General features: G+C 59.6%; 12 protein-coding genes. 7 read left to right on the top strand and 5 right to left on the bottom strand.

Going from position 1 to position 13,052, the window contains the following annotated elements; genetic code table 11:
- Positions 1–6: 6 nt before the first annotated feature.
- The 5 genes from RGCCGE502_RS23310 to RGCCGE502_RS23335 all read left to right on the top strand — a co-directional run bounded on the left by RGCCGE502_RS23310 (position 7) and on the right by RGCCGE502_RS23335 (position 5,558).
- On the top strand, positions 7–885 hold the full coding sequence (locus tag RGCCGE502_RS23310; protein ID WP_016556662.1) for an aldo/keto reductase family oxidoreductase: 879 nt from the start codon (positions 7–9) through the stop codon (positions 883–885).
- Between the two features lie 730 nt (positions 886–1,615).
- Positions 1,616–2,413, top strand: coding sequence for a transporter substrate-binding domain-containing protein (locus RGCCGE502_RS23320; protein WP_016556664.1), 798 nt, complete (start codon positions 1,616–1,618; stop codon positions 2,411–2,413).
- 22 nt (positions 2,414–2,435) lie between these two features.
- A complete protein-coding gene (locus RGCCGE502_RS23325) occupies positions 2,436–3,257 on the top strand; it encodes an amino acid ABC transporter permease (protein ID WP_016556665.1) in 822 nt (273 codons plus the stop codon).
- A gap of 244 nt (positions 3,258–3,501) precedes the next feature.
- Positions 3,502–4,911, top strand: a complete 1,410-nt coding sequence (gene leuC, locus RGCCGE502_RS23330) for a 3-isopropylmalate dehydratase large subunit (protein ID WP_016556667.1) — start codon at positions 3,502–3,504, stop codon at positions 4,909–4,911.
- A gap of 110 nt (positions 4,912–5,021) precedes the next feature.
- Positions 5,022–5,558: a SixA phosphatase family protein gene (locus tag RGCCGE502_RS23335; RefSeq protein WP_016556668.1), complete on the top strand. Its 537-nt coding sequence runs from the start codon at positions 5,022–5,024 to the stop codon at positions 5,556–5,558.
- 53 nt (positions 5,559–5,611) lie between these two features.
- On the opposite strand, the gene RGCCGE502_RS23340 is transcribed toward RGCCGE502_RS23335, so the two are convergent.
- Positions 5,612–6,442, bottom strand: coding sequence for an aldo/keto reductase (locus RGCCGE502_RS23340; protein ID WP_016556669.1), 831 nt, complete (start codon positions 6,440–6,442; stop codon positions 5,612–5,614).
- Between the two features lie 138 nt (positions 6,443–6,580).
- On the bottom strand, positions 6,581–7,129 hold the full coding sequence (locus RGCCGE502_RS23345) for a L,D-transpeptidase family protein (protein WP_016556670.1): 549 nt from the start codon (positions 7,127–7,129) through the stop codon (positions 6,581–6,583).
- Between the two features lie 143 nt (positions 7,130–7,272).
- On the opposite strand from RGCCGE502_RS23345, the gene RGCCGE502_RS23350 reads away from it, so the two are divergent.
- Entirely contained in the window at positions 7,273–7,956 is a 684-nt protein-coding gene (locus tag RGCCGE502_RS23350) for a response regulator transcription factor (protein ID WP_016556671.1), read from the top strand.
- A gap of 1 nt (position 7,957) precedes the next feature.
- Entirely contained in the window at positions 7,958–8,413 is a 456-nt protein-coding gene (locus RGCCGE502_RS23355) for a cyclic nucleotide-binding domain-containing protein (RefSeq protein ID WP_016556672.1), read from the top strand.
- A 5-nt stretch (positions 8,414–8,418) separates the two neighbouring features.
- On the opposite strand, the gene xth is transcribed toward RGCCGE502_RS23355, so the two are convergent.
- From xth to RGCCGE502_RS23370, 3 genes are all read right to left on the bottom strand, one after another.
- Entirely contained in the window at positions 8,419–9,222 is an 804-nt protein-coding gene (gene xth / locus RGCCGE502_RS23360; RefSeq protein WP_016556673.1) for an exodeoxyribonuclease III, read from the bottom strand.
- Between the two features lie 123 nt (positions 9,223–9,345).
- Positions 9,346–10,017 (bottom strand): outer membrane lipoprotein carrier protein LolA, encoded by a 672-nt coding sequence (locus RGCCGE502_RS23365; protein WP_016556674.1) that lies wholly within the window; start codon positions 10,015–10,017, stop codon positions 9,346–9,348.
- Positions 10,018–10,151: 134 nt separating this feature from the next.
- Entirely contained in the window at positions 10,152–12,815 is a 2,664-nt protein-coding gene (locus RGCCGE502_RS23370; RefSeq protein WP_016556675.1) for an FtsK/SpoIIIE family DNA translocase, read from the bottom strand.
- Positions 12,816–13,052: the final 237 nt, after the last annotated feature.

The raw sequence follows: 13,052 nt of genomic DNA on the forward strand, positions 1-13,052 counted from the left end.
CAGATAATGTCCAATCTCGAAAAATCGGGCACATTCACACTCGGCGACCGTGCAGTGATGCGGCTCGGTTATGGTGCCATGCAACTGGCTGGAAAGGGTGTCTTCGGGCCACCGAAGGATCGCCCTGAGGCCATAGCCGTTCTGCGTGAAGCCGTCGAAAGCGGCGTCAACCACATCGACACCAGTGATTTCTACGGCCCGCACGTCACCAATCAGATCATCAAGGAGGCGCTGCATCCTTACAGGGACGGTCTCGTGATCGTCACCAAGATCGGCGCAACACGCGGCCCGGATGCATCCTGGAACCCGGCCTTCTCTCGGGAAGCGCTAACGAAGGCGATCCACGACAACCTGACGAACCTCGGCCTCGACGTGATCGAAGTGGTCAATCTGCGCGCCATGTTCGATGTTCATGGCCCCGCGGAAAGATCTCTGGAGGAGCCTCTCACGGTCCTCGCCGACCTTCAGCACCAGGGCCTTGTCAAACACATAGGCCTCTCCAACGTCACCGCCAAGCAAATTGCCGATAGCCGAAAGATCACGGAGATCGTGTGTGTCCAGAACCAATACAATCTTGCGCATCGGGAGGACGATGCACTGATCGACCAGCTCGCCGCGGAACAGACAGCCTATGTTCCGTTCTTTCCACTCGGGGGCTTCTCGCCGCTGCAATCTTCCACGCTTTCGGACGTTGCCGCAGATCTTGGCGCAACACCGATGCAGGTTGCACTTGCCTGGCTCCTGCAGCGCGCACCGAATATTCTGCTCATACCCGGCACCTCGTCACGGGCCCACCTCAGGGAGAACCTCGCGGTCGCAGACATTGGCTTGCCCGCGGATGCGATTGCGAAATTGAACGGCATCGCATCGGCAAAAGTGAGCTAGCTCTAGACCCGGATCCAGGCGACATGTTCTCTGAAGCAGGCATCAGCGATCGGGTCCCATGAGAAGTTGGGGCGGTCTCTCTTGGGCCGCCTTTCCGTTCAAACTGCACGCCCAGAACCGCATTATTCCTGGTATATCTCGACCTGCACTCTGGTCCGTTCTGCGTTGGCAACGAGCGAGACATAGCCGCCGTGCTTAAACTCAGCCGGCTGAACAAGATAACGTGCGGACGCGGAAAACGCCTGGCCTATCGCGTAGGCTGCAAAGTCGTGGTTCGTGCCCGAAACGACTTCTTTGTTGAACGCCCGCCCCCTGAGCAGGACAGGGAAATCGGATTGCGAAATCTCAAAAACACATGTGGCAATTACGTCGGTAGTTGCTCCGGATCGGCACTCTGCATTCCGAAGAGATGCAGGCACAAATTCGAGCGAAAGAATGCGCTCGACTAGGCGTGGAACTCGCCGTCCAGAGATGGATTGCGCAAACTCAAGAACGAGAAGCGTTGCGAGAGCCGCGATAGCTACTCCGACAAAAAAGCGAACAGTGCGAGGCATCGTTATTCCCAAGAGGTTGCTTCAAGAGCAAATCGCACAATTGCAGCATCGGATTGCGCTCTGAAACCGCCGCGCAGTAATTTCGTCTTGTGTGGTTTACGCTGAATGAAACAGCTGCCTTGCCAACTGATTGGCACTTATGACAATTTCGGTCAGTTTTTTCGGGGAGATATTTAATGCCGTTCCGTCGCACCGTCCTTGCAGGACTGACTGCTCTCGTTTTGTCGCCGCTCGCGACCTTTGCCGCCGACCTTCCCGACCTTAAAGGCAAGGCAGTCGTCGTCGTTACCGAGAACGCCTACCCACCGCTGCAATTTGTCGACCCGAAGTCCGGCAAGGCGATCGGCTGGGAATATGACGCGATGAACGAGATCGCAAAGCGGCTGAATTTCAAGGTCGAGTACCAGAACACCAGCTGGGACGCGATGATCCAGGCCGTCTCCGACAACCAGTACAACATCGGCATGACCGGTATCACCATCAAGGACGATCGCAAGGCCAAGGTGGATTTCTCCGATCCCTACATGCGCTCGCAGCAGTTCATGCTAGTGCGTGGCGACGAGAAGCGATTCAGTGACGCGAAGACCTTCGGCGCTTTCGATGAAGGCCTCGTCGGCGCGCAGCCCGGCACCTCGCCCTTTTATACGGCTGTCTATGAAATCCTCGACGGCAATGAACAGAACCCGCGCATCAAACTGTTCGAAACGTTCGGCGCCACGGTTCAGGCCCTGAAGGCAGGCGACGTCGACGTCGTCCTCACCGACAGCGTCGCCGCCAAGGGTTATGTCGACGCATCGAGCGGTGGCCTCAAGGTCGTCGGTGGCCCGCTCGGCACCGAAGATTTCGGCTTCATCTTTCCAAAGGGCTCGGATCTCGTTGCTCCCGTCAACGCCGCGATTGCCGGCCTCAAGGCGGACGGCAGCTTCGACGCGCTGAACAAAAAGTGGTTCCTCGACTACAAGATGGGACAATGATCCCATCTTCGGTTAGCACGTAATGGCTCCTCAGCCAGCCCCAGGCGGGCATAGTAAGGGCGACTACCCCTGGTGGCTGGTCGCCCTTGTCGCGATCGGCATCGTCCTTGCCGTCGTCATCATCGCCAACGACATCTATGCGCAGGTCTTCCGCACCGTCTTCAATGGCGTCGGCGTTACCATCTTCGTGACGCTGGTGGGCTTTGCGCTGGCGACCCTTCTCGGCCTCGGCGTCGCGCTGCTCGGATTGTCCGACAGTGTCGCGCTCCGCCAGATCTCGCGTTTTTACATCGAGGTGATCCGCGGCGTGCCGATGCTGGTGCTGCTCTTCTATGTCGCCTTCGTCGGCGCCCCCGGCATCGTCGCCGCCTATAACTTCCTGACCGGTCCGCTGATCCAGGCAGGCTTCAGCGAACCATTAATGGTGCGCGACTTCTCGCTGATGTGGCGAGCGATCATCGCCCTTATGATCGGTTACTCCTCCTTCATCGCCGAAGTCTTCCGTGCCGGCATCCAGTCGGTTGATCAGGGACAGATCGAGGCCGCCAAGGCGCTCGGCCTGTCGCGCTATCACCGTTTCCGCTTCGTGGTCTTCCCTCAGGCCATCAAGGTGATTTTTCCGCCGCTATCGAACGACTTCGTGGCGATGGTCAAGGACTCGTCGCTGGTATCGGTCCTCGGTGTGTCCGACATCACCCAGATGGGAAAAATCTACGCCTCCGGCTCCTTCCGCTTCTTTGAAACCTACTCGATCGTCACCTACATCTATCTCATCCTGACGATCGGCCTGTCGCTCGCATTGCGCCAGGTGGAGAAGCGGATGCGCAGAAGAGACGGGCGATAACGGCGTCATGATTCGAATTGCCGCCGTCGCCAAAAATTGATATGTGACGGCCCATGGAATCCAAGTTCAAGTGCATTGGCGCGCATATTTTCGTGCTGCAGGATCATTACCGCCTGCCGGCACGCTTCTTTGCGTCCGTGTCCGGTGCACTCAACAGCCGACTTCGTTGATCGAATGACGGCCGGCGGAGCCTTGTCCGCCCAAACTCTATCTCTCCATACGCATTCAATACGGACACAACGCCATGAGCGCACCGCGTACCCTTTACGACAAGATCTGGGCCGACCATCTGGTTGATGAACAGGCTGACGGCACCTGTCTTCTCTACATCGACCGCCACCTGGTCCACGAAGTCACCTCGCCGCAGGCTTTCGAAGGCCTGCGCATGACTGGCCGCAAGGTTCGCGCGCCGGAAAAGACGCTGGCTGTCGTCGACCATAACGTTCCGACGTCGCCCGACCGCCATCTCGGCATCAAGAACGAAGAGAGCCGCATCCAGGTCGAGCAGCTCGCCATCAATGCCGCCGAGTTCAATGTCGAATACTACTCGGAGAACGACAAGCGCCAGGGCATCGTCCACATCATTGGGCCGGAACAGGGCTTCACCCTGCCCGGCATGACGATCGTCTGCGGCGACAGCCACACCTCGACGCACGGCGCCTTCGGCTCGCTCGCCCATGGCATCGGTACCTCTGAGGTCGAGCACGTGCTCGCCACGCAGACCCTGATCCAGAAGAAGGCGAAGAACATGCTGGTGCAGGTCGACGGCCAGCTGCCGGCCGGCGTCACCGCCAAGGACATCGTGCTCGCAATCATCGGTGAAATCGGCACCGCCGGCGGCACCGGCTACGTCATCGAATATGCCGGCGAAGCCATTCGCGCGCTGTCGATGGAAGGCCGCATGACGATCTGCAACATGTCGATCGAAGGCGGCGCCCGCGCCGGGCTGATTGCGCCGGACGAAACCACCTTCGAATACATCAAGGGCAAGCCGCGCGCCCCGAAGGGCGAGGCGCTGGAGCAAGCGATCGCGTATTGGAAGACTCTGAAATCGGACGAAGGCGCGCATTTTGACCGTGTTGTGAAGCTCAACGCCGCCGAATTGCCCCCGATCGTGTCCTGGGGCTCTTCGCCGGAAGACGTCATTTCCGTTCAGGGCGTCGTTCCGAACCCGGACGAAATCCCGGAGGAGACGAAGCGTGCTTCCAAGTGGCGTGCGCTCGACTACATGGGCCTGAAGCCCGGCACCCCGATCACCGAGATCAACATCGACCGCGTCTTCATCGGCTCCTGCACGAATGGCCGCATCGAAGACCTGCGCGCTGTTGCCAAGGTTGTCGAAGGCAAGACCGTCGCCTCGACCGTCAACGCCATGATCGTTCCGGGCTCCGGCCTCGTGAAAGAACAGGCGGAGCAGGAAGGTCTCGACAAGATCTTCAAGGCAGCCGGCTTTGACTGGCGCGAGCCGGGTTGCTCCATGTGCCTCGCCATGAACGACGACCGCCTGAAGCCCGGCGAACGTTGCGCCTCGACCTCGAACCGTAACTTCGAAGGCCGTCAGGGCTTCAAGGGCCGCACGCACCTGGTTTCCCCAGCGATGGCCGCCGCAGCTGCGATTGCGGGCCACTTCGTCGATATCCGCGAATGGAACTAAAACATGATGGCCTCCCCTCGGAAACGAGGGGAGGCCATTTCAGCAGACACCGGACGCATTCGGTGGAACAATAGCCGCGTTCGACCCCTTGGCTCCTTTCAGGTGAGCATATGAGCGCTGCAAAACCGTCCACAAAACGACGCCTGCTCCTTCTTCGTCATGCCAAGTCCGCATGGCCGGAGAACGTGCCCGACCACGATCGCCCGCTAGCGGGTCGCGGAGAGAAGGCAGCACCGCTGATGGGCCACTATCTCGCGCATGAAAAGCTCATTCCCGATCTCGTGCTTGTTTCGTCGGCTCGGCGCACCCAGGAGACCTGGGGGCTCCTTGCCAAAAAGCTTCCGTCTTCGATCGCAAAGCGTGATGCCGAGGACTTGTACGAAGCTTCTGCCGCGAAGATCGCGGCTGTCGTACAAACCATCGATCCCAAGGTTCGGACGCTTATGCTGATCGGGCACAATCCCGGCTTTCAGGATCTCGCAGACGGCTTGATCGGCGAAGGCGATCCGGAGGCATGCGCTCGCATCAGGGAGAAGTTCCCGACGGCCGCGCTCGCCGTGATCGAGTTCGATGCCGATCGCTGGGAGGATCTTAGACCTCGAAGCGGCCTGTTGGAACGCTTCATCACGCCACGCTCGCTCGCCTGAGGTGGCGTCTCTCCCCTCCCTCGAAATCGAGAGAAGGGAGAGCAGTGTTTCGATCAGAAATTAGCCGTATATGGATCTGGCCCCATGCGGGCGCTCTTGTCGTCAAGCTTGGCGATTGCTGCCATATCGGCCGCATCCAGCTTGAAATCGAAGACCTTGAAATTCTCCTCGATCCGCGACGGCGTAACCGACTTCGGAATGACAACCAGGCCGCTGTCGATATGCCAGCGAATGATCACCTGAGCCGGTGTTTTTCCGTGTTTCCTGGCGATCTCGCCGATCGCGGGGTTCGCGATCAACTTGCCCTGACCGAGCGGGCTCCACGATTCGGTGGCGATGTTCAGCTTCTTGTGCGCTTCCTGCGCAGCCTGCTGCTGGAAATCGGGGTGCAGTTCGATCTGATTGATAACCGGAACGACGCCGGTATCGCCGATGATTTGCTCGAGATGATCCGGATAGAAGTTCGAAACACCGATCGAACGAGCACGGCCCTCTTCCCTGATCTTCACGAAGGCCTTCCAGGTTTCGCGATAGAGCCCGCGGTGCGGCGACGGCCAGTGGATGAGGTAGAGGTCGACATACTCCATGCCGAGCTTCCTCAGACTGCCCTCGAAGGCGCGCATGGTCGCGTCGTAGCCCTGGTCGGTGTTGCGGAGCTTGGTGGTAACGAAAATGTCCTTGCGGTCGAGGCCGGACGAGCGGATGCCTTCGCCGACGCCTTCCTCGTTGTCGTAGCCGGACGCCGTGTCGATGTGCCGATAACCGGCGGCTATTGCCGCACGCACCGTCGGTGCGGCGATCTCCTGGGGCGTCTGCCAGACGCCGAGGCCAACCTGGGGAATGGAATGTCCGTCATGGAAAGTGATGATGGGTTGCTGTGCCACAATATGTCTCCGGAAGTTTGAAGAATTGGACGGGGCGTGATTGAAGCCGCGGTTGCGGATTTCCCTGCGCGCATTTCAGCCCGTGCGCCGGTCGAAAGGGCATATAGGTCGGCGGGGCTGGTTTATCACCCCCGCGGATCAAAGAACGCGCACGACTGTCCCCTTGCGCATGAACGGCAGGAGGCGTCGCATGTCGCGCGGGTGAACGGCGAGGCATCCCGCGGTCGGCTCGTAGCCCGGCTTGATCAGATGGAAGAAGATCGCCGAGCCGCGATTGCGGGCTCGCGAGGTGATGTTCCAGTCCATGACGAGGCAGACGTCATAGAGGGCGTCCTTACGCTTCATTTCCTCATGGCTCGGGCGAAACGGCGCTTTGACTAGCCTGTTGTAGTTCGCATTGTCTGGTTGGTCGCACCACAGCATATCGCCACGAATCCGGCGAACCGCAAGCGGTGACTCAAGACGCGTGGGTCGCTCGCCGCGACGAAAGCCGGACAATAGCTTCATCGAGGCAATAGGGGTGGCCCCGTCTCCCTCACGCTTGAGCACCGTGCGGCCAGACCGACCGATGGCGGCCGGCACGATAATCGTACCGAACTTGATCAGGGCCCTGCTTTTTTTGCCTGGTGCAGGCCGAACAACGAGGGTCGTCGACTGTATCGGTCTCGGACGCCTTGTTTTCTCCATTTTTCTCACATGTGGTTGCGATTGCTAGGATTACGACTGAAATCATATAGCATCGTATACGACAACAGCTCGGTTGCCCAATCTTTGCCAATGCTAGCGAATTGGCGTAGGAGTGAGGGACCGCAGGCGAGGGATAGAGCCGCATGACCGCACGCACCATTCTCTTGGTGGATGATGATGACGACCTCCGCGAGACACTCACGGAACAGCTTTCGCTCTACGACGAATTCACGGTGCTTCAGGAAACGACGGCGGCCAAGGGTGTCGAGCGCGCGCGATCAACGCCGATTGACCTGCTCATCATGGACGTCGGGCTGCCCGACATGGACGGACGCGAGGCCGTCAAGCTGCTGCGAAAGGGCGGGCTGAAAGCCCCGATCATCATGCTGACCGGTCATGACACGGACTCCGATACCATCCTCGGCCTCGAAGCCGGCGCCAACGACTACGTCACGAAGCCCTTTCGCTTCGCCGTCCTGCTTGCCCGCATCCGCGTGCAACTGCGCCAGCACGAGCAAAGCGAGGACGCCACCTTCAGCGTCGGCCCTTATGTCTTCAAGCCGAGCCAGAAGCTGTTGACGATGGACAGCGGCCAGAAGATCCGGCTGACGGAGAAGGAAGCGGCGATCATTCGCTACCTCTATCGCGCCGAACAGAAGGTCGTCACCCGCGACGTGCTTTTGGAAGAGGTGTGGGGCTACAATTCCGGTGTCACAACGCACACGCTGGAAACCCACGTCTATCGCCTGCGCCAGAAGATCGAACGCGATCCATCCAACGCCGAGATTCTGGTAACAGAAAACGGCGGCTACAAGATCATTCCGTAGCATGGCTCTTAACGATGACATCCGGCTTTTGTCGCAGCTGCCGCTGTTCCACGGCATGTCGGAGGATCAGCTGCGGCTGATCGCCTTCGGCGCTGATCGACGCGTCATTTCGGCAGGCCAGATGCTCTTCCGCGAAGGCTCGCCGGCGGAAAGCGCTTACGTCATCCTCGCTGGTGGCGTCGAACTCAGCCGGACTGGCCGCGATGGCCAAGCTGAAATCCAGAATACGGTTGGACCTGGCACGCTTCTATCCGAGCTTGCGCTGATCACGTTGGTCGAGCGGAAGTTCACGGCCGTTGCAACGGAAGACACGAGCATCATTCGCATCACTCGCTCGCTGTTCCACCGGCTAATCGAAGAATATCCGGATGCTGCCCGGCTAATCGAGAGCCGCATTCGGGACAATATCGCCGAGCTTGCGGCCAAAGCAGTGGCACATCTCCACCGCTTCGTCTGAGCAGATCAGAGATTGAAGTGCGCGGTAACAGGCACATGGTCGGATGGCCGTTCCCAACCGCGCGCCTCCTTCAAGATATCGATGCGTTGCAGATGCGGCCCGAGGTCCTTTGAGCTCCATATATGGTCGAGCCGACGGCCGCGATCAGCTGCCTGCCAATCCTTGGCGCGATAGCTCCACCACGTATAGAGTTTTTCATTCTCCGGAACGTGCTGGCGCATCAGGTCGAGCCAGGCGCCCCGCTGCATGACCTCAAGAAGGCCTTCGGTCTCCACGGGCGTGTGGCTGACGATCTTGAGCAGCTGCTTGTGCGACCATACGTCGTGCTCGAGCGGAGCGATATTGAGATCGCCGACAAGGATCGCCGACGTATTCGTCTCGCCGTTCGCCTTGAGCTGCTTCATTTCCTCGATGAAGTCGAGCTTGTGCCCGAACTTCGGATTGATCGTCCGATCCGGTTCGTCGCCGCCGGCCGGGACATAGAAGTTATGCAGGCGAATACGGCGGCCACCGTGCTCGAAGACCGCTGAGATGTGCCGAGCATCGCCGACGTTGCAGTAGTCCTGACGGTGATCCTCGACGAGCGGGACACGCGAGGCAATGGCAACGCCGTGATAGCCCTTCTGGCCATGGATGATGATGTGTTCATAGCCCATTGCGCGCAACGGCGAGGCAGGAAACAGGTCGTTCGGAACCTTCGTTTCCTGGAGGCAAAGGATGTCTGGCTTGTGCTTGAGGACGAATTGCTCGACGATCGGCATGCGCAACCGCAGAGAGTTGATATTCCAAGTCGTGACTGAGAAGCCCATTCCATTGCCTTTCAAAACCGGACGAACTGGCTTTAGAGCAAAGGCTGCTCCTATGGAACGGATGCGCGAAAAGAAAAACGCCCCGCGAGATCGCAGGGCGTTGTCCTCAAAACACAGCAGAAATCAGTCTCGGTAGGCAGCCGTTCCGGGGATCACCTCGTATGGCACCCTGAACACCTTGTTGTCGAATTGCATGCCGGTCTTGACGTTGAACACCATAACCGAGGTGTCCTTGCCCTGGTTGTCGGTGATCGTCCACTGACGGAGATCATAGGTCTTCGGATCGAACATCATCGTAATCGTCGAGTTACCAAAGATCGTGTTGTTGCCAAGCGCGATCGTCGTCAGGTCCGATTCCTGCTTCACGCTCTTCACGGAACCTGCCGAGAGGTCGATCCGCTGTGCCAACAGCAGGCTGAGCGGCGTCTTCGACAATGGATACAAATCCCATGTCTTGAGCTTCATATTGCCAACGGCAACGTTCTTTCCGTCCGCGATGACACGGATCGGCGATGGGTTGTCATAGTTGAAGCGCAGCTTCCCGGGGCGCTGGATATAGAACTTCCCGCCGGTCTGCTCGCCGCGCGGGCCAAACTGGACGAATTCGCCCTGCATCGTCGCAACGCTTGAGAAGTGGTCCGCAATCGCCTGCGCGGTAGCGGAGCTGGAAGCAGCGGCGGCCGCCTGTGCATAGGCAGCAATCGGGATTGCCGACGCCGCAGCGACGGCCAGCGTGCCAAGAAGATGGCGCCGGGTCAGCGAGATGCGGTCCATGACGGAATTGGAGTTGTTCATCTATGTCTCCTTTATGCATTTTGAATGCTGCGGAAACGCGGCGCCTTCATGGCGGAGCTCGCAGGCCTGCATAAACTAACGGTTTCAATGCGATCAGGTTTCCGTGAGGTTGGCATCATTCAATGCTGCCGGCCTCAGCGGTCAAGAATATCGCCCTCGGTCGGAACCAGGATCTCGCGTTTTCCAGCATGATTGGCGGGACCGATGATGCCTTCCTGCTCCATCCGCTCGATCAAGGATGCGGCGCGGTTGTATCCAATGCCAAGTCTACGCTGAATATACGACGTCGACGCCTTTCCGTCACGTAGAACGATCGCGACGGCCTGATCGTACGGATCGTCGGATTCAGAGAGGTTGGACGCTCCCGCCGGACCACCGCCATAGTCGCCATCTTCGTCCTCGTCAGCCGTAATGGCATCGAGGTATTGCGGCGCGCCTTGCGTCTTCAGGTAGGAGACGATCTCCTCGACTTCCATATCGGCAACGAACGGGCCGTGGACGCGCTGGATGCGTCCGCCGCCGGCCATATAGAGCATGTCACCCATCCCGAGCAGCTGCTCCGCGCCCTGTTCGCCGAGGATGGTGCGGCTGTCAATCTTCGACGTCACCTGGAAGGAGATGCGGGTAGGGAAGTTTGCCTTGATGGTGCCGGTGATGACGTCGACGGACGGGCGCTGGGTCGCCATGATGACATGGATGCCTGCGGCACGCGCCATCTGCGCCAGTCGCTGCACGGCGCCTTCGATGTCCTTGCCGGCAACCATCATCAGGTCGGCCATCTCATCGATGATGACGACGATATAAGGCATCGGCTGCAGGTCGAATTCTTCCGTCTCGTACATCGCCTCGCCCGTGTGGCGGTCGAAGCCGGTCTGCACGGTGCGCGAGATCACCTCGCCCTTGGCAAGGGCCTGTTCGACGCGGCTGTTGAAGCCGTCGATATTGCGGACGCCGATCTTCGACATCTTCTTGTAGCGCTCTTCCATCTCGCGGACGGTCCATTTGAGCGCAACGACAGCCTTCTTGGGGTCCGTGACGACAGGCGAGAGAAGATGCGGAATGCCGTCATAGACCGACAGTTCGAGCATCTTCGGATCGATCATGATCAGACGGCACTGCTCCGGTGTCATGCGATAAAGCAAAGACAGGATCATTGTGTTGATGGCGACCGACTTACCCGAGCCTGTGGTACCCGCAACGAGCAAGTGCGGCATCTTGGCCAGATCCGCTATGACAGCTTCGCCGCCGATGGTCTTGCCGAGCGCCATGGCAAGCTTCGCCTTCGAGCCTTCGAAATCGCGTGAGGCGATGAGTTCGCGCAGATAGACGGTTTCGCGCGTGGAGTTCGGCAGCTCGATACCGATGGCATTGCGGCCCGGCACGACAGCGACGCGCGCGGCAATCGCGCTCATCGAACGGGCGATGTCGTCAGCCAGGCCGATGACGCGCGACGACTTGATACCGGGAGCAGGCTCCAGTTCGTAGAGCGTGACAACCGGGCCGGGCCGAACGTGGATGATCTCGCCCTTGACGCCGAAATCCTCGAGCACGCCTTCGAGCATGCGCGCATTCTGTTCCAGCGCATCGGCAGACAGCGTCGAATCACGCACGACATTCTTCGGTTCGGCGAGGAGATGCATCGACGGAAGCTGGAAGCCCTCGGGGCGGATGAACGATCCCTGTTGCTCGCGTTCGACGCGGGCGCCGGGTTTCGGCCGCGCCGTCGGCTGTACGACGCGCGGCTCCGAACGTCCGCCGGCAGGCTTGGAGGGAGCGCGCATCATCCAGTCGTCGTCGTCATCAGGCAGAATGTCGGCTGGACGCGGCGGCATGTCATCGAACGGCAGATCGTCATCGTCGTCGTCGTTGAGCGAAATGGACGGCGCGGAAACAACACGACGCTGCGAGGCAGCGCGCGGATCCATCGATGGATCCATGCGCTCTCCACGGGCCACCGACACCTTGGCGCGGACCGGCTCATTCAGCTTGCCAAACTCGTCATCATTGAAGTCGTAGGGCGACTCGAAATCGTCCTGCCGCCGCTTGCGGGGGCCCATGCCGAGCAAGCGACGCATGCGAGCCTGGCTCATGTACCAGGCATGGGTCAGCGCTCCGAACGCCAGCCAGCCGCCTTCATCGTCATCTTCTTCCTCGTCACCTACCGAGGGCAGCTTGGAGCGGCTTTTTGCGTAGTCTTCCGCCGCTTCATCCTCATCCTCCTCGTTGCGACCGACGAGACCGGCAGAAAACAGCATCATCCAGACGGTGGGGATGGCGAACACGCAGCCAACCGCTGTCGCAAAAGCGCCGGTCGGATAGGCTCCAACAAACAGCGCTGGAAACCGCAGGATCATGTCACCGATGACACCGCCAATACCGTTGGGAATCGGCCAGGTGAGCGGCGGCGGGAAGCAACCTATTACGGCGGAAGAAAGCACCGATCCCAGACCCCAGGCGGCGGCGCGCGCCGGGATGCGACTGATGCGGCGTCCCGAGATCAATGCAAGCGCCCAGGCGACCACAGGCAAAAGCGCGACGACGCTGGCAAGTCCGAAGAACTGCATTGCAAGATCTGCAAAGGCAGCGCCGCTATAGCCTAGAATGTTGGTCGGCTCGTTTCCTGTCGCATAGGAGTAGCTCGGATCCGCAACATTCCAGGTGGCAAGCGCGGCGACTGCCAAAGCGAGCAGCAGAAAGATTCCGAAGCCAACAAGGGTTTGCGCCTGCCGGAACATGAAGCCCGAAAGGGAAAAACGGTCAGGCCGGCCATCCATTGCAGGCGATGTGCTTCTTGCCATGTGTGTACCCGTCCAATGCGTGAGAGCGTGCGAATCGCCAAGCGTCTGCGCCCAGTACCTTCGCCCCACCTAATCAAAGGACGGTTAAAGCGGTGTTAACCATGCCACCCCCACATCTTGCATCTGAAAATAAAAAAGCCCGAACCTATGGAGGTCCGGGCTAAAGGCGGACTATTCGGACGAATAGGCCGCGACGGGCTGTTCAGCGGCGCCTGTTGTGCAAGCGCCGCAATGCCT

Source organism: Rhizobium grahamii CCGE 502 (genome assembly GCF_000298315.2).
Lineage (GTDB): Bacteria > Pseudomonadota > Alphaproteobacteria > Rhizobiales > Rhizobiaceae > Rhizobium > Rhizobium grahamii.